Annotated in this window: 23 protein-coding genes and 1 pseudogene; 8 read left to right on the top strand and 16 right to left on the bottom strand. The window is 70.7% G+C overall.

From position 1 onward, the window contains the following. Positions 1–74: 74 nt before the first annotated feature. Positions 75–1,517, bottom strand: a complete 1,443-nt coding sequence (locus tag EDD90_RS29930) for a hypothetical protein (RefSeq protein ID WP_260328166.1) — start codon at positions 1,515–1,517, stop codon at positions 75–77. A gap of 187 nt (positions 1,518–1,704) precedes the next feature. After that, a complete protein-coding gene (locus EDD90_RS29925) occupies positions 1,705–2,025 on the bottom strand; it encodes a GYD domain-containing protein (protein ID WP_123976041.1) in 321 nt (106 codons plus the stop codon). A 282-nt stretch (positions 2,026–2,307) separates the two neighbouring features. On the opposite strand from EDD90_RS29925, the gene EDD90_RS29920 reads away from it, so the two are divergent. From EDD90_RS29920 to EDD90_RS29910, 3 genes are all read left to right on the top strand, one after another. Further along, positions 2,308–3,387, top strand: a complete 1,080-nt coding sequence (locus EDD90_RS29920; RefSeq protein WP_123976040.1) for an acyl-CoA desaturase — start codon at positions 2,308–2,310, stop codon at positions 3,385–3,387. Positions 3,388–3,454: 67 nt separating this feature from the next. Then, the gene (locus EDD90_RS29915) at positions 3,455–3,718 is read left to right on the top strand and encodes a ribosomal protein L7/L12 (RefSeq protein ID WP_123976039.1); all 264 of its coding nucleotides are present in this window, start codon (positions 3,455–3,457) and stop codon (positions 3,716–3,718) included. 116 nt (positions 3,719–3,834) lie between these two features. Then, positions 3,835–4,041, top strand: coding sequence for a hypothetical protein (locus EDD90_RS29910; RefSeq protein WP_123976038.1), 207 nt, complete (start codon positions 3,835–3,837; stop codon positions 4,039–4,041). A 299-nt stretch (positions 4,042–4,340) separates the two neighbouring features. Here EDD90_RS29910 and EDD90_RS29905 read toward each other — a convergent pair whose 3' ends face one another. From EDD90_RS29905 to EDD90_RS29875, 7 genes and pseudogenes are all read right to left on the bottom strand, one after another. Continuing rightward, positions 4,341–4,826, bottom strand: a complete 486-nt coding sequence (locus EDD90_RS29905; RefSeq protein ID WP_123976037.1) for a DUF4265 domain-containing protein — start codon at positions 4,824–4,826, stop codon at positions 4,341–4,343. Between the two features lie 397 nt (positions 4,827–5,223). Continuing rightward, positions 5,224–5,547: a CPCC family cysteine-rich protein gene (locus EDD90_RS29900; RefSeq protein ID WP_123976036.1), complete on the bottom strand. Its 324-nt coding sequence runs from the start codon at positions 5,545–5,547 to the stop codon at positions 5,224–5,226. A gap of 194 nt (positions 5,548–5,741) precedes the next feature. After that, positions 5,742–6,434, bottom strand: coding sequence for a SecDF P1 head subdomain-containing protein (locus EDD90_RS29895; RefSeq protein WP_123976035.1), 693 nt, complete (start codon positions 6,432–6,434; stop codon positions 5,742–5,744). Continuing rightward, positions 6,431–6,979 carry a SigE family RNA polymerase sigma factor gene (locus tag EDD90_RS29890; RefSeq protein ID WP_123976034.1) on the bottom strand — a complete coding sequence of 183 codons (549 nt, stop codon included), beginning with the start codon at positions 6,977–6,979 and terminating at the stop codon, positions 6,431–6,433. The genes EDD90_RS29895 and EDD90_RS29890 overlap by 4 nt, the downstream gene beginning before the upstream one ends. Before the next feature lie 78 nt (positions 6,980–7,057). Continuing rightward, positions 7,058–7,277, bottom strand: a pseudogene (locus tag EDD90_RS29885) (hypothetical protein). A 271-nt stretch (positions 7,278–7,548) separates the two neighbouring features. Beyond that, a complete protein-coding gene (locus tag EDD90_RS29880) occupies positions 7,549–7,773 on the bottom strand; it encodes a hypothetical protein (protein ID WP_185149270.1) in 225 nt (74 codons plus the stop codon). A gap of 302 nt (positions 7,774–8,075) precedes the next feature. Continuing rightward, positions 8,076–8,837: a phosphoglyceromutase gene (locus tag EDD90_RS29875; protein WP_123976032.1), complete on the bottom strand. Its 762-nt coding sequence runs from the start codon at positions 8,835–8,837 to the stop codon at positions 8,076–8,078. A 165-nt stretch (positions 8,838–9,002) separates the two neighbouring features. On the opposite strand from EDD90_RS29875, the gene EDD90_RS29870 reads away from it, so the two are divergent. After that, positions 9,003–10,253 carry an MFS transporter gene (locus tag EDD90_RS29870; RefSeq protein ID WP_123976031.1) on the top strand — a complete coding sequence of 417 codons (1,251 nt, stop codon included), beginning with the start codon at positions 9,003–9,005 and terminating at the stop codon, positions 10,251–10,253. Positions 10,254–10,392: 139 nt separating this feature from the next. Here the strand turns inward: EDD90_RS29870 and EDD90_RS29865 are convergent, their stop codons facing one another. Both EDD90_RS29865 and EDD90_RS29860 read right to left on the bottom strand, forming a co-directional pair. Then, positions 10,393–11,562, bottom strand: a complete 1,170-nt coding sequence (locus EDD90_RS29865) for a right-handed parallel beta-helix repeat-containing protein (protein WP_123976030.1) — start codon at positions 11,560–11,562, stop codon at positions 10,393–10,395. A 98-nt stretch (positions 11,563–11,660) separates the two neighbouring features. Then, positions 11,661–12,086 (bottom strand): DUF2000 domain-containing protein, encoded by a 426-nt coding sequence (locus tag EDD90_RS29860; protein ID WP_123976029.1) that lies wholly within the window; start codon positions 12,084–12,086, stop codon positions 11,661–11,663. A gap of 49 nt (positions 12,087–12,135) precedes the next feature. On the opposite strand from EDD90_RS29860, the gene EDD90_RS29855 reads away from it, so the two are divergent. Continuing rightward, on the top strand, positions 12,136–12,981 hold the full coding sequence (locus EDD90_RS29855; RefSeq protein ID WP_123976028.1) for an AraC family transcriptional regulator: 846 nt from the start codon (positions 12,136–12,138) through the stop codon (positions 12,979–12,981). Here EDD90_RS29855 and EDD90_RS29850 read toward each other — a convergent pair. The 3 genes from EDD90_RS29850 to mshA all read right to left on the bottom strand — a co-directional run bounded on the left by EDD90_RS29850 (position 12,957) and on the right by mshA (position 16,617). After that, positions 12,957–14,642 (bottom strand): glycosyl hydrolase family 28-related protein, encoded by a 1,686-nt coding sequence (locus EDD90_RS29850; RefSeq protein ID WP_260328165.1) that lies wholly within the window; start codon positions 14,640–14,642, stop codon positions 12,957–12,959. The two genes, EDD90_RS29855 and EDD90_RS29850, sit on opposite strands and share 25 nt — an antisense overlap. A 135-nt stretch (positions 14,643–14,777) precedes the next feature. Then, positions 14,778–15,287, bottom strand: a complete 510-nt coding sequence (locus EDD90_RS29845; protein WP_123976027.1) for a YbjN domain-containing protein — start codon at positions 15,285–15,287, stop codon at positions 14,778–14,780. After that, on the bottom strand, positions 15,280–16,617 hold the full coding sequence (gene mshA / locus EDD90_RS29840; protein ID WP_185149267.1) for a D-inositol-3-phosphate glycosyltransferase: 1,338 nt from the start codon (positions 16,615–16,617) through the stop codon (positions 15,280–15,282). Before mshA ends, EDD90_RS29845 begins: the two co-directional genes overlap by 8 nt. A 303-nt stretch (positions 16,618–16,920) precedes the next feature. Here mshA and EDD90_RS29835 point away from each other — a divergent pair, with 303 nt between their 5' ends. The 3 genes from EDD90_RS29835 to EDD90_RS29825 all read left to right on the top strand — a co-directional run bounded on the left by EDD90_RS29835 (position 16,921) and on the right by EDD90_RS29825 (position 20,620). Next, entirely contained in the window at positions 16,921–17,688 is a 768-nt protein-coding gene (locus tag EDD90_RS29835) for a class I SAM-dependent methyltransferase (protein ID WP_185149266.1), read from the top strand. A gap of 187 nt (positions 17,689–17,875) precedes the next feature. Beyond that, entirely contained in the window at positions 17,876–19,006 is a 1,131-nt protein-coding gene (locus EDD90_RS29830; protein ID WP_123976024.1) for a C40 family peptidase, read from the top strand. 282 nt (positions 19,007–19,288) lie between these two features. Next, positions 19,289–20,620, top strand: a complete 1,332-nt coding sequence (locus tag EDD90_RS29825) for a PP2C family protein-serine/threonine phosphatase (RefSeq protein WP_123976023.1) — start codon at positions 19,289–19,291, stop codon at positions 20,618–20,620. A gap of 139 nt (positions 20,621–20,759) precedes the next feature. On the opposite strand, the gene EDD90_RS29820 is transcribed toward EDD90_RS29825, so the two are convergent. Both EDD90_RS29820 and EDD90_RS29815 read right to left on the bottom strand, forming a co-directional pair. Beyond that, the gene (locus tag EDD90_RS29820; RefSeq protein ID WP_385682912.1) at positions 20,760–21,095 is read right to left on the bottom strand and encodes a DUF2516 family protein; all 336 of its coding nucleotides are present in this window, start codon (positions 21,093–21,095) and stop codon (positions 20,760–20,762) included. A gap of 132 nt (positions 21,096–21,227) precedes the next feature. Beyond that, positions 21,228–21,860, bottom strand: coding sequence for a hypothetical protein (locus tag EDD90_RS29815; protein ID WP_123976022.1), 633 nt, complete (start codon positions 21,858–21,860; stop codon positions 21,228–21,230). Positions 21,861–21,911: the final 51 nt, after the last annotated feature.

Raw genomic sequence — 21,911 nt, 5'->3', positions numbered from 1 at the left:
GGCAGACGGTCGTACGAACTGGCGCGAGACCGGCGTGTGGGCTGCGCGGAGGGCGCCGTCGCCTCCAGGCGTACTCAGCAGTCCACCCCGGCCTCCCACTTGCGCCGGCGCAGCACATGGTCGCTGAAGAGGTGTCCGCTCCGGTCGAGCAGATCCCCCGCCTCCGCTTCATGGCCGCGCACATCCGCCGACGGATGCCAGCGCTGCACGGACAGGCCGGCCCAGGTGCGCAGCTTTGTGTCCGGGTCCGCCAGCAGACCGACCGCCGCCCGCAGCGCCACGATGCCGCCGCGCGCGTCGAGCAGCCGGAACGCGCCGACGCGGACGTGCCGCGGCCACTCGGAGCCGGTGCGCTCCAGCAGCCAGTCGGCGGGCAGTTGCGTCGCCGAGGGCAGCAGGGCGACCGCCGTCTCGCGGACGACACCGGCGGCAGGGTCGTCGAGCAGCGGCCGCAGCAGCGTCGTATCCACGCGGTCCAGTACCCGCAGCCCTGCCACCGCCCGCGCCCGCACCCTGGCCGCCGGGTGCGCGAGCAGCGGCCTCAGCAGCCCGGCGTCCGCGCGGTTCCCGCACTCGGCCAGCCCGATGACCGCGCCGGGCGGCAACTCCGGGTCGTCCGGTGCCGAGCACCGGTCCCGATACCAGGCGGCCGGATCGCCTCCCTGCTGCTGCCGTACGACATACCGGGCGCATGCGCGCACCAGCGCGGACCGGTCGCTGAGAAACGGCTCCGCCTGCTCCGGTCGCCCCGCCCGCCGCAGCCCGGTGACGCCGGCCGAGCGGGTACGCGGGTTGCGCGCGGACAGCAGCAGAGGCAGCACGTCCTCGTACGCCTCCTCGCACGCCTCCTCGTCCCCCAGAGCAGTGAGCGCCGCCGTGGCACACAGGTCCTGGACCACGCTGTCCTCGTCCCTGGCGGCCGCGCGGGCCAGCTCGGCCGGGCCGAGCAGCCGGCCCTCGACGGCCAGCCGGTACGCGAACCGCCGGACGACGCGGTCGGGGTCGGTGAAGAGCGCGGCGAGCCGCTCGTGGGACGCCCGGCGCAGCACCCGGCCGAGCAGATCGACGCCGAAGGCGCCTCTGTCCCGGCGGCCGACGCGGAGGATGAGCGGTGCGAGGCCGAGGGCGGAGTCCATGCCCAGGGCCTCGCGCAGCAGTTGCCGGGCGCTCTCGCGCACCGGGCCGGCCCAGTCGGCGCAGCGGATCACGACCAGCGGCAGCAGGCCGGGGTGTTCGGCCGACCGGCGCACCGCTTCCTGACGTATCCGTCCGTCACGGTGGCAGAGGGCGAGTGCGAGCCGGGACTCGCCGAGCCGGGTCAGGTCGGCGGGCAGCGGGGCGGACGGCTCCCACTCCGGCATGAGCCGCGGCCGGTCCCGGTACCAGGCCACCTCACGCACTCCTGCGTCCAGCAGGAGCCAGTCACCGGGGTCGGTGACATCCAGCGTGCTCCGAAGCGGCGCGCCTTCCGCGAGCCGCGTCGCCGCCGCCGTCCCGTCCTCCATGTCCTCGAGCATTCCCGCCCCTCCCCGCCCCTCCGGCAGCCGTACCGGGTGATCGTAGGTCGCGGGGTTCTCGCAGGTCGCGCGAGAAACGGGGCGGGTGGCCAGGACACGTTCCGGCGTGACGAGTCGACCGTGAGGGGTCGGCCGTGAGGGGTCCACCGGCATGTGTCCGGCGCACCCCTTGCCAGGCTGTCCCGGCCTACGCGCCGGGAGGGCGGAAGTCGACCTGCCGGCGGGCGGCTTCGTCGATCTCGTCAGGGGTGAGAAGGGGGGTGGCCCGGGTGCGGAGCGCGCCGCTGGCCTTGACGCTGAGGCTGACAGCGGCCATGGAGACCGGGTCGGGGAAGTCGAGAATGCACACGAAGTCGTCCTCTCCGAAGGAGAAGTACATGGCCTCGACCGTCCCGCCGAGGCCGGCGACCACATGGTCGACGGCGGCGCGGCGGCCGCTCGCACCTTCCCTGAGCAGACCCTTCGTCCCCTCGGGCGTGTAGGCGGCTTGGATGAGGAACTTCGGCATAGGGGCGCTCTCCCTGCCCGTGACGTGTCCGGTTTGCAGGATGGCCTTCCCGCTGTCGTGTCGGCCGCCGGTCAACGAGCGTCCGATTCACTCGTACGGCACATCGGCATGCGCAGGAAACGGCATGCGGGGGAAGGTCGGTATGGCCGTGGGGCCTGTCCCGTGCCTGGTCAACGGCACAGGGGGGTGACATCCCCCTGGAACGACATGGGGGCAGCCCCCATGGGCATACGGTGACTGGCAGGCTGCCCCGGCCGGACGGCAGTCCGCAGACTCGGCGGCATGACCTTCTCCACCGACGCGTCCACCGCGGCCAGGACATCCGCCGCCGCCCGTCCGCACCGGTCCGGTTCCAGGACCGGCAGCGACTTCGCCAGGCTCTCCCGACGCATCGCCGAAGCGGGCCTGTTGGAGCGGCGCCCCGGTTACTACACGCTGCGTCTCGGCCTCGTGACGGCCCTGCTGGCGGCGGGCTGGGCGGCCTTCTTCGCCCTCGGTGACACCTGGTGGCAACTGGCGGTCGCCGCCTGTCTGGCCGTGGTCTTCGGTCAGACGGCCCTGGTGGCCCATGATCTGGCGCACCGTCAGGTGTTCCGGCGCGGCCGGCCGAGTGAGATCGGGGGCAGGCTGTACGGCAACCTCGGCATCGGCATGAGCTACGGCTGGTGGATGAACAAGCACACCCGCCACCACGCCAACCCCAACCACGAGGAACTGGACCCGGATGTCGCCCCGGACATCCTGCTGTGGTCCACCGAACAGGCCCGCTCCAGCCGCGGCCTGGCCCGCTTCATCGGCGGCCACCAGGCATTCCTGTTCCTCCCCCTGCTGACGCTGGAGGGCTTCAATCTGCACGTTGCCGGCGTACGGGCGCTGCGCTCGCCGGCCATGAAGAACCGGCTCGTCGAGGGCGCCCTGCTCTTCCTGCACATCGCGGGCTACCTGTCCGCCCTCTTCCTGGTGCTCTCTCCGGGCAAGGCGGTGGCGTTCCTCGCCGTGAACCAGTGTCTGTTCGGCGTCTACCTGGGCTGCACGTTCGCCCCGAACCACAAGGGCATGCCGACGTTCACCGGCGACGAGCGGCCCGACTTCCTGCGGCGCCAGGTGCTGACCTCCCGCAACGTGCGCGGCGGCAGGTTCATCGACGTGCTGCTCGGTGGACTCAACTACCAGATAGAGCACCACCTGTTCCCGAGCATGCCCACGCCCCATCTGCGGCAGGCCCAGGTCATCGTGCGCGAGTACTGCGCCGAGATCGGGGTGCCGTACCACGAGACCGGGCTGATCCAGTCCTACCGCGAGGCCTTGGCCCACCTGCACCGGGTGGGAGAACCGATCAGGCGACAACGCAGGGCGTCGTGACGGCGACCCCGTGTCGCGTCGACCGAGGGCTCGTATGCTCCGAACCGGAGAGGAGGCGGGGAGAGCAATGGCAGCCGAGTACTTCTTGCTGGTGTGCGACGACGTGCCCTACGACGTGGTGCTCACCGATCCCGGTGCCCGCGTGCTGGACGTGGCTCAGGCCGTACGTCGGCTGACCGGGCTGAGCCTCTGGCGCAGCAAGGTTCTGGCGACGCGGGTTCCCGCCCTGATTCTCGACGGCGTGCCCCAGGAAGACGCAACCGCAGCCGTCCTGGCCCTCCGCGATGCGGGAGCCCAGGCAGAGGCAGGGCAGAGGTCCGGGGACGCGTAGCCGCCCCGCACCCGCAGCAACGTCACCCGAATGGCCCAACATGGCGTGCCACCCACATGGGTGAAGATCAAGCTGACTAGTGCCCCATTGGAGGCAATCCGTGAAAGGGGAACCAGATGCGCATTCGACGAATCCTCGCCGCCGTCATCGCCACGGCAGCCCTCGCCGGACTCGGCCTCACCAGCGCCGCCACCGCCACCGCACAGGGTGCCACGTCCTACGTCACCCCCAAGCAGTGCAGGGATGGCGGCGGAATGCCCGCGATCAATGAGCCGGGCAACCTCTGCAAGGGCGGTACGCACGACGGGGAGCCGGTCGACTGAACCCCCCAGGGGCGCCCCGCAGCCACACGCCGCGGGGCGCTCCCGCGCGAGCGCAGCCGGACAGGCTCTCCGACCGTGAAAATACCCCTGACCCGCGCCGGAAGGGCAGCTCAGGGGCATGATCACAAAAGCTACTTCTTCTTGCCCCGGGTCTTGCAGGGGATCTTGGTGAGCTGGGTCTTTGCTGGTCGAAGGCGGTGGGCTCGAGCGGCTGGTGGTCGTCGTTGGTCGTCATTGACTACTGCCGAGCGGCCTCGGACGGCCCAGGGACGGCCCAGCCGTGGATCACATGAACGGCGTCAGCCGACGGAAGCAGCCCGCCACTGCGCGGTGATGCACCCCTCTTCCATGTCCCACCACTCCTTGGCGACGCCGTGGTTGAGCAGCCGTTGCACCTTGGCGAGATCGGCGGTGGGCGGGACGTCCAGGGCGACCATGCCGAACCGCTCTATGCCCTCGCCGTCGACGCCAAGTTCCTTGAACGCGTTGATCACGCTCTGCCGTGCGGCTCCCGAGCCGCTGTCACGGAACACGATGAGGCGGATGGTGCAGTTCTCCGAACGCCGAACCACCTCGCCGGCCCATCGCACGCCCTCCTCGTCGGGCTCGATGGCCACGACGTCCCCGCAGGCAATGCCACGAACGAACCATGGGATGTTGTCGAGCCGTACAGTGCCGTCGCCTTGGTCGACCGCCCACAGACTCTCCACCGACGCCGGGGGCCAGTCGTCCTCGATCTCAAGCCGGAAGTGCGCCTTCACGTACGGGCCCTCGGGGTTCGCCATGGTGCACAGGATGCACAGTCTTACCGCACCGGCCGCGGGTGGGGGCCCGGAGACGTCTGCTCAGAGTCGGACACAGGTTCGTCTGCGCCTCAGCCGACGACAGTCACCCACGACGGCGGGTGCGCCGACCGACCAGGCGCGCGTATGCCTCGCTGCACCCCCACCGGCCTCCACCACGCTGCCGGTGCCGTCGACCAGAGCAGCCGGGGCGACCGCCCCGTAACAACGGTGCCTGAGCCCTCAGCTTGGGAAGCTGAGATCATTTGCTGCTGGTTCAGGGGCTGACCTGGGCGAACGGTCGAGCTGTGGCCCCGTCCGTGGCACTTGCCTTCCCCGTGATTCCCCGCAGTTCCCCGCTCGTTCTGGTGCGGTTGTGGTGCGTTGGGAGCTCTGAACGTCACTGCCATGAGTAGAGGGCTCCCACTCCGTAGGGCGTGCCGCTATCCGGGTGCTCCTCGGGCAGCGGGGCGCGGACGAATTGGGCGCAGTACTCGTTGCATGCGCCGAATGCCCCGAAGTTCTGTCGGGCTTGGCGCAGGCTTAGGTCGTGGTTGGGGCCGCCGCGGACCTCATCGGCATCGTGCTCGTCCTGGCCGTCGTCTTCCCAATAGCAGACGTCGCAGATCTCGAACGCTCCACGCTCGGCCAGGGTGATGAAGCCGCAGCATGGGCAGCGGTACGGCCCGTCCTCGGCGCTGCCACGAACAATCACGAAGGTCATGTCCGCATCCTGGCCTGCAGATACCGCGGCCAGCCACGGCTTTCCAGCCCGAGGGCCTCGCTCGTTGCGCTTCACAGGCCATCACCTGAACGATGACCAACTCGAAGAAGCTCACTGATCAAGGCCCCCGCCTGCGGATTTCCCGCAGGCGGGGGCCTTTTCGCTGTGCCAACGCCGTAGCGGGAGTCGACCACTCACCTGGGATTCAGCTGGTGGGCGAGATCGTGGGCGGTGGCGCTGCTGAGATCCCCGACGTAGGCTCCGACGATTTCGAAACGGCCGCCGGTGATCGAGGAGGTCACGTAGGGGTTGCCCCAGAGCTTGCCGTCGATGACGATGGCGAATTCGTTGCGCGGGACCGGGGCCGCCGCGATGGAGCCGGTGAGGGCGGCGAAACGGGTCCGGTCGGCGGGGCTGAGGGTCACCTCGACCTGCCAGGTGCCGTCGATGGTGCTTTTCCCGGCCTTCGCGGAGGTGACGCGGACGTCGGTCATGCCCTTGGCACGGTCGGTGTGGACGCAGAACGCCGGTTGGGTCGCGGTCGCGTGCACGGTGTAGCCGTCGCTGCCCTGGGTGCAGGCGCGCTCCACGGACGAGGTGACCGGCAGGAGGGAGACCGGGGTCGCCTTCCCGGTGCCGCCCCCTGTGGCGGGCTGGACCACGTGCGCGCGCGGGGTCGCGCCGTCCGCGACGGCCACCCAGGCGGTGGCGACCACGGCGGCTGCGACGACGCCGACGCCGGCGCGGGCCAGCCACTGCCGCCGCCGGGCGACCCGCAACGCGCCGTCGGCCAGGCCGACCAGATGGGCACCGGCGGCGTCACTGCTGCTCTCCCGGACATGGGCGTGCAAGGCATCGTGCAGCGGGTGTTCGGTCGAGTCGTTCATGCGATGGCGCCCCTTCCGGCGGCGGTGGAGGAGGCGGCCGACGGCCTTGCCTCGGCCAGGGTGGTGCGGAGAGAGGCGAGGGCCTTGTGGGTCTGGCTGCGGACCGTCCCCTGGGCAACGCCCAGAATCGCGGCGATCTCGTTGTCCGGCCGGTCCTCGAAGTAGCGCAGGACGATCACCGCACGCTGGCGCTTGGGCAGCCGCCGCAGCGCGGCCATGATGTCCTGCCGCTGGACCACGGTGTCGGCCCAGTCGGCGACCTGCCCGGACGGCTGGTCCGGCACGGTGTCCGTGACCGTTTCCCGCCCCCAGCTGAGGAGCCGGAAGCGATCCACCTGGGCGTGGTAGAGAGCCCGGCGGACATAGATCTCCGGCTGTTCCCGGTCGCGCAGCTTCGACCAACGCCGAGCGGTGGAGGCAAGCGCGGTCTGGAGCAGGTCCCGGCCCTGCTCCCAGTCCCCGGTCAGCAGGTAGGCCGTGTGCAGCAGCGATCTCGACCGCGCCGCCACGAACTCGCGGAACTGGCGTTCCTCGTCGGCGTTCAATGCGCCCTCCCTCGTTCCCCTGTAAAGACGGGTACGGAAGGGGGTTCGACTGCCATGCCGGTCAGACTTTCTCGACCGTCACGTCTCCGGGCCCCAGTGCTCCGGCCCGCCTCCCCGCCAGTCGATCCACGGCGACTCCGCCACCTCCGCCGGGTCGATCTCCAGCCCCGCTCGGCGGAGGAACTCCGCGACGTCGGCCACGTTGTGGACCAGGCCGAGGATCCCGGCCGTCCAAGCGCACCCTACGGCCACCTGTGGGTGACGGCGGATGCACGATCACGCGCATCGGTCCGGCCATGTCTTCAGGATCATCCGTGGGGATGCGGACCTGCATTCCAGCGCGTCATCGGGGGAGCCGCTCACTCACGGCACCGGTCCTACTTGTAGCGGTGTGTACCAGCGCGGTGGGCAGGGGGCCCACTTCTCAGGCATTCAAGATCTCAAACAGTGATGAGCATGGTGACCCACTCGACCAGGGCATGGGGCAGGTCGAGTGCGGCAGAATACGGAACCAACGCGCCCGGCGGAGCGGAGCGCAGCCGGCTTGAACCAGTAGAGAAAGTTGTAACTCAGTCGGTGCTTGGGGCGGTTGTGATGCTGCGGGACTGTGCTGCGGCTCGCCGTAGAGCGTCGGCTACTTGGTCGGCGGCTTCGGCGGACAGGAGGATCTCTTGGGTCCACAGGATCGAGAGCCTGATGTCGCCGTTGAGCAGATTGGTGGCAACGTCGACTTCCGTGCCGTTGCCGGTGACGTCGTACACGTTGAGGTCTAGATCGCTGCTGTAGGCGCTCATGCAGGCGAGCATGCCTGAGGCCCGGCTCCAGAGTGAGGCGCTGGGCCGTCAAGCATCAAGTGAACCTAGGCTCCCTTCGCCTGAGGCCTGAAGGCGTATGCACAGGGCGGGAGTTGTTCGTCGTGCCGATGAGCTAGCGGCAGGAAGACCACCGGCCGGATCGTCCACGTGATGCGCGTGCTGGCCTGGGTGACGGACACCGTGCAGGGCTCTTAAGCGCCACGGCCCAGAGACGGCCCCAGCACAGCGACAAGCCCCCTGCTCGCGGAGAACCCGCAGGTAGGGGGCTTGATCAGTCAGGCTTACTTCTTCTTGCCCTGGTTCTTGACCGCCTCGATCGCCGCTGCGGCCGCATCGGGGTCGAGGTAGCGGCCGCCCGGGGTGACCGGCTTGAAGTCGGCGTCCAGCTCGTAGTACAGGGGGATGCCCGTCGGGATGTTCAGGCCCGCGATGTCGGCGTCCGAGATGCCGTCCAGGTGCTTGACCAGGGCGCGGAGGCTGTTGCCGTGGGCGGCTACCAGGACCGTGCGGCCGGCCAGGAGGTCGGGGACGATGCCGTCGTACCAGTACGGGAGCATGCGGATGACGACGTCCTTGAGGCACTCCGTGCGGGGGCGCAGCTCCGGCGGGATCGTCGCGTAGCGGGCGTCGGCGGCCTGGGAGAACTCGGAGTCGTCCGGCAGCGGCGGGGGCGGGGTGTCGTACGAGCGGCGCCAGAGCATGAACTGCTCCTCGCCGAACTCGGCCAGCGTCGCCGCCTTGTCCTTGCCCTGGAGCGCGCCGTAGTGGCGCTCGTTCAGGCGCCAGCTGCGGTGGACCGGGATCCAGTGGCGGTCCGCGGCCTCCAGGGCCAGCTGGGCGGTGCGGATCGCCCGCTTCTGGAGGGACGTGTGGACCACGTCGGGGAGAAGGTCGGCGTCCGTCAGGAGCTCACCGCCGCGGACCGCCTCCTTCTCGCCCTTCTCGTTGAGGTTGACGTCCACCCAGCCGGTGAACAGGTTCTTCGCGTTCCATTCGCTCTCGCCGTGGCGGAGGAGGATCAGCTTGTACGGTGCGTCGGCCATGGGTCAGAGCGTAATCCACGTATTCGGGGCAGGGGGCGGGCGCCCGGGGGCCGTCCCAGGGGGCGGACAGTTGACTGCATTTGTTAATTGAGTGGCTCAGGCGAGCGGCGTGTAAGTAAGGTCCGGTCAAGCCACGCAGCACTTACACCTTGCCTTGGGGGAGCCATGCCGTCCGTCGCCCTGCGACGCGCCGCCCGGGAGACCGTCTCCGGTCTGCCCCGCGAGTTCTGGTGGCTGTGGACCAGCACCCTCGTCAACCGCCTGGGCGCCTTCGTCGCCACGTACATGGCCCTGTATCTGACGCTGGACCGCGGCTACAGCGCGTCCTACGCCGGGCTCGTCGCCTCCCTGCACGGGCTGGGCGGGGTCGTGTCGTCATTGGCGGGCGGGGTGATGGCGGACCGGCTGGGGAGGCGGCCGACTCTGCTCGTCGCCCAGTCCTCGACCGCCGCGGCCGTCGCGCTGCTCGGGTTCGTGAGCGATCCCGTCGCCATCGCCGGCGTCGCCTTCCTCGTCGGCATGGCCTCCAACGCCTCCCGCCCGGCCGTGCAGGCGATGATGGCCGACATCGTGCGGCCCGAGGACCGGGTCCGGGCGTTCTCGCTGAACTACTGGGCCATCAACCTCGGGTTCGCAGTGTCGTCCATGGGGGCCGGGTTCGTCGCCGAGGTCAGCTACCGCGCCGGGTTCCTCATCGAGGCCGGGATGACCGCCGTCTGTGCGGTCCTGGTCTTCCTCAAGCTGCCCGAGTCCCGGCCGGAACGCGCCGCCAAGGAGGTCGCGAAGGAGGACGACGTCAGTCTCGCGAACGTGCTGCGCGACGGGCGGTACATGGCCGTCGTCGGACTGTCCTTCCTCGTCGCCCTGATCTTCCAGCAGGGATCGGTCGCGCTGCCGGTGGCGATGGGACAGGCCGGGTTCACGCCCGCCGACTACGGCATGGCCATCGCCGTGAACGGGGTGCTCATCGTGGTGCTCCAGATCCCGGTCACCCGGGTCATCGAGCACCGGGATCCGCGGTCGCTGCTCGTCGTCTCGTCCCTGCTGGCCGGGTACGGCTTCGGGCTCACCGCCTTCGCCGGGTCGGTCGGGGTCTTCGCGCTCACCGTGTGCGTGTGGACGCTCGCCGAGATCGTCAACGCCCCGACACAGACCGGGCTGGTGGTCCGGCTCTCGCCGGTGCACGGGCGGGGGCGGTACCAGGGGATGTACACGCTGTCGTGGTCCGCCGCCGCGCTCGTCGCGCCGCTGATGTCCGGGGTCGTCATCGACCGGTTCGGGGCGGAGTGGCTGTGGGGGGTGTGCGCGGTCGTGGGCACCGGGGCGGGGCTCGGGTACGGCGTCCTCATGCGGCGGCTGCCGGTGCAGCGGCCTGCGGCCGTTCCCGCGAAGAGCGCCGAGGTGCGTGCCGTCTGACCGGCCTGCGTACCGTCCAACCGGCCTGCGCACCGTCTGACCGGACCGGTCGGTGCGGTCGGCCCGGTCATCGGGGCCGCCGGCCGTCCCCTGCCCGCGGTCTTCCGAGGGCAGGGGACGGCCGGACCGCCCATCGGTCTCAGTCCGTGCAGCCGGGCACCAGGCCCGGGCTCGGGGTGCAGTTGGTCGGGATGTTGTGGACGACCTTCGAGTCCGTCACCAGGACCGCGTTGCTGGTGAAGACGCCGCCGGGCGCCGCCGTGGAGGCGTTGTTGCGGACGGTGCTGTGGTCGAGGGTGACGGATCCGCCGGCGTTGTAGATGCCGCCGCCCACGGAGGTGCCGGGTCCGTTCGCGCTGTTGCGGAAGACCTCGCTGCCTTTGAGGGTGAGCACGCCCAAGGAGGTGTTGTAGATGCCGCCGCCCAGGCCGTTCGCGCCTCCGACGACGTTGCCGCTGACCTCGGACCTCACCAGCCGCAGGTTCCCGTTGTTGTAGATCCCGCCGCCCCTGTTGCCCGTGTCGGTGTTGTTCGCGATCTTGGTCTCGCAGATCTCCACCGTGCCCCCGGCGATGTAGATGCCGCCGCCGCGGGTGGTCCCGGCCGAGGTGTTGCGCCGGATCACGCTTGCGCCGACGAAGGTGGTGCCGCCGGCCTGGTAGATCCCGCCGCCGGAGGTCCGGGCGTGGTTGCGGGCGAACTCGGAGTTCTCGATGGTCACGGCCCCCGCGGTGTAGAGCCCGCCGCCGTTGTTCGCGTTGTTGAACGCCACATAGCTGTTCTTGACGGTCGCCGAGGCGTTCGCCTCCACCGCGACGCCGCCGCCGTTCTCCGTGGTGGTGTTGTCGAGTACGTCGACCTTCACCAGCGAGAGCGCGCCGCCACCGTTGACCCGGATCCCGGCACCGTCCTCGCCGATGGAGGAGTCGAGATACCCGCCCCGGACGGTGAGGTTCTCCAGGCGCAGGTTGCCGCCCGAGTTGACGTCGAAGATCCGGAACGGGGCGGTGTTCAGCCCGTCGCGGACGATCGTCGCACCGTTGCCCCGGATCGTGAGGTTCTTGCCGATGGCGGGCAGACCGTCGTTGTCACTGCCCGGGTACGGCGTCGTCAGGTGGTACGTGCAGTCGCGGCGGAGTTCGAGGGTGTCGCCGTTCTGCGCGGTGTTGACGGCGATGGCCAGCGCCGTCCCGCTGCAGGCGATGCGGTCCGGCTCCGCGGCGCTCGCCGGCCCGCCCGTCAGGCCCGTCAGGCCCGTGACGATCGCCGCCGCAGCTGCGGCCGCACTGAAGAATCTGATGTATCGCATGAATCTGACATACGACATTCAGCCCGGATTGCATCCATTGTGATAATCCGATCACCCGGTCACCCGACGGGATTCCTTCTGTCGGCGGACAGTGCAGGTCACGGATGCATCCGGGCCCCCTTCAGCACCTTGTCCACCCCGTTCCGCGGCCCGTACACCGCGAGCCCCACCAGGTCCAGCTGGGCCGTGGGTACGGCGCGCACCGCCGCGCGGTTGTCGCGGTCGTTGCCGGTCGAGAACAGGTCCGCCGTGAAGACGGCCCGGGGCAGGGCGCGGCTCAGGGCCCGGGTGTGGGCCGCCTTCACCACTTCCTTCGTGCCTTCGAAGACCAGCACCGGCTGCCGGAACATCGGCAGGTACGCCACCCCGTCGGCGTCCTCGTACGGCTCCCCGACCACCTCGGGGAGGGTCGGTCCCAGGCCGCTGACCAGGAAGGCTGTCACGTTGAGGCGCTGCCACGGCTCCAGGTCCTCGCGGAGCAGAACGGCGATCTTCGTATCGAAGCGGAGGGGTTCAGTGCTCATGCCATGAGACTGCCGACCGCGGTACGACCCCGTCTTGTACGTTCTTTGCATGGCCCCCCGGCAGCACGTCCCGCAGGACGCCCCGCAGGACGCCGGGCCGCACGCCACGCAGCACGTCACCGCCTGGCGGCCGCGTGTCCCGGGCGTCGCCGAGGTCTTCCACGCGCACTTCACCGAGTACGCCTACCCGATGCACGTCCATGACGCCTGGACGCTGCTCATCGTGGACGACGGCGCCGTACGGTACGACCTCGACCGGCACGAGCACGGCACCCCTGGCGACACCGTGTCCCTGCTGCCGCCGCACGTACCGCACAACGGCTCCCCGGCCACCGCGGACGGTTTCCGCAAGCGCGTGGTCTATCTGGACGGCGCCCTGCTCGGCGACGAGCTCATCGGGGCCGCCGTCGACGGGCCCGACCTGCGCGACCCGCTGCTGCGCCGGCGCGTCGGCCAGCTGCATTCCTCCCTCGCCCGCCCCGGAGACGAGCTGGAGGCGGAGAGCCGGCTCACCCTCATCGGCGAGCGGCTGCGGGGCCTGCTCCGCCCCCGTCTCGTGGCCGAGCGGCCGGCCGGCCCGGCCCTCGCCGCCGCCCTCCGCGAGCTCCTCGACGAACGCGTCGCCGACGGGCTCGCCCTGGAGGAGGCCGCCCGGCTGCTGCACGCGCACCCCGCCCACCTGGTACGGGCGTTCAGCGGCGCGTACGGCATCGCCCCGCACCAGTACCTGATGTCCCGCCGCGTCGGCCGCGCCCGCCGGCTGCTCCTCGACGGTGTACCGCCCGGCGAGACGGCCACCGCCACCGGCTTCTACGACCAGGCCCATCTCACCCGCCACTTCAAGAGGCTGGTCGGGGTGACCCCCGGGCGCTACCGGAACGGCAGCTCGCGCTGAGCCTCGTACAGGTTCCGCGGCCGGACCGCGTCCCATGTCCCGTACAGCTCCAGGCGGGAGTGCAGGTCGCCGGTGAAGTCCGGTACGTCGATCTGGTCGAAGTCCGTGACCGTGTCGAGGCCGACGGTGGCGGAGTACGGGGCGAGGCCGTCGAGGCGCATCAGGCCCGCGCGGCCGTTGGTCACCCGGACGTTCCAGTGCGTGAACCGCGCCCCGAACAACGGTCCCGCGTTCGCGTCGCCGCCGTGGCGGCCGTTGTTGTTGACGGTGATGTCGGTGCGGACGTTCGCGAAGGGCAGACCCCGGTGGGAGTCGAAGGTGCCCATCTGCATTTCGCCGCGCGACCAGACGTTGTAGGAGGACAGGCCCTCGACGTTGATGCCGTGCAGCTGAGTGTCGGACGGGGCCGGGACCGTGCGTTCCTCGATCGTGAAGTCCTCGATCAGGTTGTCGTGCGAGCCCTCGCGGCAGAAGTACGGGTGGTGTTCACCCCGGCCGCCGACCCGGGTGCGGCGCAGGGTGCAGGCGGAGGCGGCGACCAGGCCGAAGCCGTTGTCGACGTTGCGGACCGTGACGTCGTCCACCCAGCAGTCGTACGCGCACTGCAGGACGACCCCGTTGTAGCCCTTGTCGAGGAGGTGCGGGGACTGCGGGGTCTCCATCACGTCGAGGGTGAGGCCCTCCACCCCGGATCCGGTCAACGCCCTTACGTGCGTGGTGAACTGCGGGTTCCACTCGGGGCGCAGGTCGACCGGGAGCGGGCGCTCCAGGGTCACCCGGCGGCCGCGAACGGCCGCGACGCGGACGGGCCATTCGTAGGGCACGTACGACAGCAGCTTGGTCTTGTCCTCCCAGTAGTACGACGCCGGGCCCGGGCCCCCGCCGGACATGTGCTGGAGGAGGGTGTGGGCGCTGTCGTCGTCCACGCGGAGGAGTACCAGGCGGCCGGGGCGCAGCCGGGAGGGGTCGGTGACGGTGACCGTCCGGTCGCCCTGGCGGGCGGGGGCGACGGGCGTCAACTGCTCCCACTCGTCCCGCTTGTTGCCGGTCCAGCCCTCGAACGGCCAGGCCTGTCCCCTTATGGCGGCCGTCAGGGAGTCCCAACGGGCCTGCGGCGCCAGCCAGATGAGGCCGCCCGCCCAGGACCACGCGGACTTGGTGCCGCCGTACCGGGAGCCGTACGGGCCGATCAGTTCGGTGAGGTTCTTCGTCGCGTACAGCGTGGTACGCCCGCTGCCGGCGCCGCGCAGCACCACGTTGTCGTGGCCGAGCTGGATCAGGCCGTCGATGCGGAAGGTGCCGGGCGGGATGGTGACCGTGCCACCGCCGGCCCTGGCGGCAGCGGCGATGGCACGGTTGATCGCGGGGGCGCAGTCGGTGACTCCGTCGGCCACGGCGCCGTACGCGCGGACGTCGGCCACCACGGGGAGGCGGCGGATGCGTGCCGCGCCGGCCCTGCCGATGAACGGGATCTGCGGGTGGGTGAAGGGGGTGCAGGTGAACTCCCGCCAGAGGGAAGGGACCTGGCCGCCGGATGCGTGGACCCCTTCCGATGCTCGGGCCGTACCGGCCGTCACGGTGGCGGCGGCCACCGCTGTGGCGCCGGCGAGCAGGGTCCGTCTGGTCATGCCGTTGGTCATGCCTTGGTGCGCGGTGCTCATTCCGTGCGTCCTTCCATGCGACTCTTCATGGATGTGAACGACGTTCAGATCTGCGTCTGGCGTGAGCATGGCACGGCACCCCGGCGCCTCGAAAGAGTCGTGCAGGGGTCAATCGGGCTCAGGTACGGACCTGGGTCAGTCGGCCGGGCGCTCGATCAGATGGGTGAACGCATCCAGGTTCCGGGTCGACTCCCCGCGCGACACCCGCCACGCGTACTCCTTGCGGATCGCGGAGGCGAAGCCCAGCTCCAGGAGGGTGTTGAAGGCACCGTCGGCCGCCTCCAGGACCTGGCCGAGGATGCGGTCGATCTCATCGGGGGTGACGGAGGCGAGCGGGAGCCTGGCGGTGACGTACACGTCGCCGAGGCGGTCGACAGCGTAACCCACGCCGTACAGCTTGAGGTTGCGCTCCAGGAGCCAGCGGTGGACGGCCGGTTCGTTCTCGTCGGGGTGGCGGATGACAAAGGCGTTGAGCGAGAGGGAGTGGCGGCCGACGAGGAGGGAGACGGTCGTCTTCAGCTTGCGGGTGCCGGGGAGCTGTACGACGTAGTTGCCGGGCTCGGGACTCTCCCACTCCAGCTCGGCGTCCTTCAGGACACCCTCGATGACCTGCGCGGCCTGCCGTTCTTGTGGAGCATCACCCATGGGGGGAGCGTACGCGACGGCGGTGGGACTGGTTCGCGGCCATGTAGACGTCGGCGGTGGCGGCGGCCGCGGTGTCCCAGCCGAAGGACTGGGCGTGCCGGGCGGCGGCGCTGCCGAAACGGTCCGCCAGAGTGGCGTCGTCGGCGAAACAGCGCAGCACGCGCGCGTAGTCGGCAGGGTTGTGACCGTGCACCAGGAAGCCGGTCTCACCGTCCCGGACGGCCACGGGGAGGCCGCCGACGGCGGCCGCGAGCACCGGCGTCCCGGCCGCCTGGGCCTCTATCGCCACCAGGCCGAAGGACTCGCTGTAGGAGGGCATGACCAGGACGGAGGCCGCCCGGAACCAGTCCGCGAGCTGCTCCTGCCCGACCGGCGGGCGGAAGCGGACCACGTCCGCGACACCGAGCCGCGCGGCCAGTTTCTGCAGCCCCTCCGGCTTGGCGAGGCCGCTACCGCTGGGGCCGCCGACGATCGGCACGACGATCCGGGAGCGGAGTTCGGGGCGCTCGTCGAGGAGGACGGCCACCGCGCGGAGCAGCACATCGGGGGCCTTCAGGGGCTGGATGCGGCCCGCGAAGAGCGGGATCAGGGCATCCTGCGGGAGGCCGAGGCGGGCACGGGCGGCCGCGCGGCCGTCGGCGGGGCGGAACCGGTCGAGGTTCACTCCGGGGTGGACGACGGCGACCTTGGCCGGGTCGGCGCTGTAGTGGCGCACGAGTTCGTCGGCCTCTTCGGCGGTGTTCGCGATGAGACGGTCGGCCGCGGTCACTATCTGGGTCTCGCCGATGACCCGGGCGGCGGGTTCGGGGGTGTCGCCGTCGGCCAGGCTGGCGTTCTTGACCTTGGCCATGGTGTGCATGGCGTGCACCAGGGGGACGCCCCAGCGCTGGGCGGCGAGCCAGCCGACGTGGCCGGAGAGCCAGTAGTGCGAGTGGACGAGGTCGTAGTGGCCGGGGCGGTGGCCGGCCCAGGCCTGCATCACGCCGTGCGTGAAGGCGCACAGCTGGGCCGGGAGGTCCTCCTTGGCGAGGCCCTCGTAGGGGCCGGCGTCGACGTGCCGGACGAGGACGCCGGGGGCGAGTTCGACGGTGTGCGGGAGGCCGCCGGAGGTGGCCCGGGTGAATATCTCGACCTCGATGTTGATCGCGGCGAGGCGCTGCGCGAGCTCCACGATGTAGACGTTCATGCCGCCGGCGTCGCCGGTGCCGGGCTGGTGGAGCGGTGAGGTGTGCACGGAGAGCATGGCGACCCGGCGGGGGCGGCGGGGCCGGAGGAGCCGGGTGGCAGCCGACGGTGAGCGGCGCCCGAGCCTGCTGGCGTACTGGCTCACGTGGCGGTCCTCCTTGGTGCGGGCATGCCGTTGGGAGGGCGTCGAGCGTCCTCCAGGAGTGCAACAGCGGAGGGGTTGGTTCCCATTCCGGGGGGCGTCGATTTTACTGACACGTTACTGAACGTCGCTCAACCGTTCGAGGGTGGGATGCGTGGGGGCGGTGAGGCCGCCGGTCGGTTGCAGGCCGGTGGGGCTGGTCGCGCAGTTCCCCGCGCCCCTATGGGGCGCTTTACCCTCGTAGGCATGAAAGCCCGCGCCCCCCTCCCCCACTCTCGGCTTCGCTCGAGCGGGGGGACCCCCATCATGGGAACGGTGACGCGCGGGACCACCAACCCCAACCGGCTGCGCCGCATGGACCGCTGGATCGCCGCGACCCACGGTGCCGAACTGCGGCGCGCCGGCGATCCCGTTGCCGTCGACCTCGGTTACGGAGCCGCGCCCTGGACCGCCGTCGAACTGCTCGGCCGGCTGCGTACCGTCGCTCCACGCGCGCGTGTCGTCGGGGTCGAGATCGAGCCCGCCCGGGTCTTCGCGGCCAAGCCCTACGAGCGTGACGGGCTCACCTTCCGGCACGGCGGGTTCGAGATCCCCGTGCCCGCGCGGCCGTTGCTGATCCGTGCGGCCAATGTGCTGCGGCAGTACGACGAGCGCGAGGTGGCCGGCGTGTGGGAGGGGCTGTGCGCACGGCTCGCGCCGGACGGGCTGCTGGTCGAGGGGACCTGTGACGAGATCGGGCGGCGTCATGTGTGGGTGGCGCTCGGGGCGGAGGGGCCGCGGACGGTGACCTTCGCCACCCGGCTGGGGTCGCTGGAGCGGCCCTCGGACCTCGCGGAGCGGCTGCCGAAGGCGCTGATCCACCGCAATGTGCCGGGCGAGCCGGTGCACGCGTTCCTGCGGGACTTCGACCGCGCATGGGCGGCCGCCGCGCCCTACGCGTCGTACGGCGCCCGGCAGCGGTGGATCCGGGCGGTGCGGGACCTGACGGCCGACTGGCCCGTGACGGACTCGGCGGTGCGCTGGCGGCAGGGAGAAGTGACGGTGGCGTGGGGGGCATTGGCGCCGCTTGCCTGATGGCGGGCGGATGGAACGATCTCGGTGAGTCGTACGTCACAAAGGCGGGGAGATCGTCATGCTCGGGGGGAAACAGGGGAGGAACCCGCCTGTTGCTACCTCTGTCGCTTTGCGGCGCGACGTGGCACGATCCTCCACGTGTCATAAGTTACTGACGGTTAATCAGTTTTTTTTGGGGGGTCGGGTCATGGGGCCGGACAAGCACACCGCCCGCCCGGGCGGGCGCCGGATCCTGATGGTGGCGGTGACCGTGGTCTGCGCGGTGACCGTACTGGCGGCACCCGGCACGGCGTTCGCGGCACCGAGCCCCACACCGTCCTCCAGCACCTCGGCCTCTCCCGGCGCCTCGGCCTCCCCCAGTCCCGCCGTGACTCTCCCGGCCGACAAGGACCTTGAGGCCGTACGGGAGAAACTGGACGATCTCTACCATGACGCGGCCGTCGCCACCGACGCGTACAACGCCGCCCAGGAGGCCTCCCAGCAGCAGTCCGCCGAGATCGTCGAGCTGGCCAAGAAGATCGTCAAGGGCCAGCAGCAGCTCGACGAGTTGAAGGCCCGCGCGGGCCGGGCGGCGGCCGCCCAGTACCGCACCGGCGGACTGCCGGACACCGCCCAGCTGCTGCTGAGCGACAACCCCTCGCAGTTCCTGGACGGGGCCGGGCTGGCACTCCAGGGGGGGCGGGCCTACAAGGACCTGATCAGGGAACTGACCCAGACCCAGCAGGATTTGAAGCAGTACGCGGCGGACGCGGCCGACCAGTGGAACAAGCTGGAGGCGGGACGCAAGGCGAAGGCCGCCGCGAAGAAGAAGATCACGGAGCGGATCGCCGCCGCAGAGAAGCTCGAATCGCAGCTGGAGGAGAAGCAGAAGGAACGCCTCGCCGAACTGGAGCGGGAGGCCGCCTACAAGGCGCAGACCGCCTGGCTGGACACCGGGATACTCGACGAGATCCACAGCAAGGCGTCCGCGGCGGGCCAGAAGGCGGTCGCGTTCGCCACCGCGCAGCTCGGCAAGCCGTATGTGTGGGGCGCGGAGGGTCCGGACTCGTACGACTGCTCGGGGCTGACCTCGCAGGCCTGGGCGAGCGCCGGCCGGCCGATTCCACGCACCTCGGAAGAGCAGTGGAAGCAGCTCAAGCACATCGACGTCAAGGACATGCGCCCCGGCGATCTGATCATCTACTTCGACGACGCCAGCCATGTCGCGATGTACATCGGGGACGGCGCGATCATCCAAGCCCCGCGCCCGGGGCGGACGGTGTCGATCGGCGGCGCCGGTTCGATGCCGATCCTCGGAGTGGTACGCCCGGACGCCTGACCGTTCTTTTTAGGTGTGATGTCCCTTTCGTGAGCTGAGTCATGTGACCCAGTGCACGCCAACACCCGTTCAAACTCCGGCGCACGTGACCTTCGTCATCCCCTTCCGGCACACTTCTTACCCAACTGCGGTACGGCATGCGGCATATGCCACCGGCCTGAGACAGGGCGACGCGGCTCACACCATTCCGTTGAAGCGGCCAGTACCGCTATGGTCCCCGTCGGGTGGGTCGAGGTCCCTCGCCCCGCCATGCCCTCGGGGGGAGGGAAGGAACCCAACACGATGCCCGTACCCGTACCGCGGCAGAGAGCGATCCCGGCCGTGGAGAGTGGTCAGGCGCCGGCCGCCATGCCCGCACAGGGCGGCGGCCCCCTCAAGGAAGAGGCCAACCGCACGGAAGCCGTCGCACAGAACACCGGCGGCACCACTCTCACCCTGCTGTTGATCGAGGACGATCCGGCCGGCTCGCCGGTCCTGCCCGAGTTGCAGGACGCGTCCGGCACCTCGATCCGCGTCCGCACCGCCCGCAACCTCACCGAGGCCGAGCGGCTGCTGACCGACGACGTCCACTGCATCCTGCTGGACCTGGCGCTGCCGGCGCCGGGCCGCGCGAGCGCAGCCACCGGCGACGGCGCCGGTACCGACGAGCTCGCCGTGCTCCGGCACGTGCTCCAGCTCGCGCCCCGCCATGCCGTGCTCGCGCTCACCGCCTCCGGTGACGCCGAACGCGGCACCGAGGCCGTGCGCGTCGGCGCGCAGGACTACCTCTTCCGGGACGAACTGGACGGCCGGCTGCTGAGCCGCGCCATCCGGTACGCCGTCGAGCGCAAACGTTCCCTCACGACCGAGCGCAAGCTCGCGGAGGGGCGGATGCGGGCGCAGGAGAACCGCCGCCTGGAGCGCGGCCTGCTGCCCACGCCCCTGCTGGACGGCTCGGCGCTGCGCTTCGCCGCGCGCTACCGCCCCGGCCGCTCCCGGGCACTGCTCGGCGGCGACTTCTACGACACCGTGCGCACGCCCGACGGGACCGTGCACGCGATGATCGGCGACGTCTGCGGGCACGGGCCGGACGAGGCCGCGCTCGGGGTGGAGCTGCGGATCGCCTGGCGGGCGCTGACCCTGGCGGGGCTGTGCGGGGACAAGCTGCTGGGCACGCTGCAGGAGGTGCTGGAGCACGAGCGCTCGGACGACGAGATCTTCGCGACGCTCTGCACGGTCGACATAGCGCCGGACGGGCGCCGGGCCGGGCTGTGCCTGGCCGGGCATCCGGCGCCGCTGGTCGCCGGGCCGGACCGGCCGGCCGAGCTGCTGCCGTACGACAACAACGGACCGGCGCTCGGGCTGCTGAAGGGTGCCCGGTGGCCGCGGATGCAGGTCGAGCTGGGTGCCGAGTGGAGCCTGATGCTCTACACCGACGGGCTGATCGAGGGCCGGGTGGGCTCGGGCGGGGAGCGGCTCGGTCAGGAGGGGATGGTCGAGATGGTGCGCCGGCAGTTGGCCTCCGGCCTGACCGGGGAGGCGTTGCTGCGGGCGGCGGTGAACGAGGTACGGCAGCTCAATGGGGGCGAGCTGACGGACGACGTGGCTGTTGTGCTGCTGGATCGGGGGGTTTGAGCGGCTGCTCGCCGTGGGGGCCTGTCGTCGGCCGACTGCGGGTGGGTTGTGGCTGGTCGCGCCCACGCGGCGGTAGCCGCATACTCAGTACAGCCCCGCGCCCCTTTGGGGCGCGTTGCAGTGGGCGCGTCCTGGCAGGTCAGCGGCCGCCGTTGTACGGGCCGTACGGGCCGTCGCTGCTGCTTCCCCGGCCGCGGCGGCCGAAGCCGCCTCCCGAGACCTGCCTGAGGGCGGGGCGGACGTCGACGAAGAAGACGATCGTGGCGACCAGGCCCGCGAGCTGCAGGAAGAGCATCGGGACCAGGAGGTTCACCGCGACGGTGATGCCGAGGATGATCAGCCAGAAGCCCTTGTTCTGCTTGCTGGCGGCCCGGTAGGCGTCGTCGCGGAAGAGCGCGGCCATGACCAGGGCCACCACGGCCAGCACCAGCATGGCGAGGTAGAGCAGCCCCAGGAAACTCGTGAAGCCCTGCATCAGCACAACGTCCACCACCCGACTCGGCTTGTCCCTATGCGGTCACCGTACCCGCTCGGGCGATCCCGCTACACCGACAACGGGCCGGGCACTCCAGGAGTGCCCGGCCCGTAGCCGTCGTCGCCCTGCCGGTTACTTGGCCGGCGGGGTGGTCTTCTTGACCGTGGCGGCCTTGCGCGGCGCCGGGGTCTTCTTGGCGGCCGGGGCCTTCTTCACGGCGACCGGCCTGGCCTCGGCGCCCTTCGGCTCCTCCGCCTTCTTCTCCTCGTCCTTGACCGCGACCGGCTCGGGCTTGCCCTCGACGGCGATGGCCAGGTCCTCGATCTCGTCGGCGGCCTCGCCGCGCCAGGTCTTCACGGCCTGCTCGCCGTGCTCGGCGACCTTCTCGTAGGTCTCGCGGGCCTTGACCGCGTACTCGGCGGCCACGCCGACCCCGCGCAGGGCGAAGTCCTGCGCGGACTCGCCGAGCTTCTTGAGGTCGCCGTCGAGGGAGACGATGAAGTCGTTGACCTTGGACTGGAGGTTGGCCTGTGCCTCCTTGGCCTTGACACCGGCCTCCTTGGCGCGGGCGGTGGCCTTCTCCTGCACGGCCTTCGGGTCGGTGTTGCGCACGGCCTCGATGCGGGCGGGGGCCTCGGTACGCAGCTGCTCGACCAGGCCGGGGACCTTCTTGGCCTGCTGGAGGGCCAGGTCGGCGGTGCCGGCGGCGAAGTAGAGCGGAGTCGGGTCGCTGAAGGTCTTGCGCAGGTCGTCGGTGATGGCCATGGTGATGGTCCTCCCGGATTCGCTTTCGGCTGAGGGTTTTGTGGTCCGCGG

It is taken from the genome of Streptomyces sp. Ag109_O5-1 (assembly GCF_003814875.1).
In the GTDB taxonomy this organism is placed as follows: Bacteria; Actinomycetota; Actinomycetes; order Streptomycetales; family Streptomycetaceae; genus Streptomyces; species Streptomyces sasae.
This window is presented reverse-complemented; position numbering and strand designations above follow the sequence as displayed.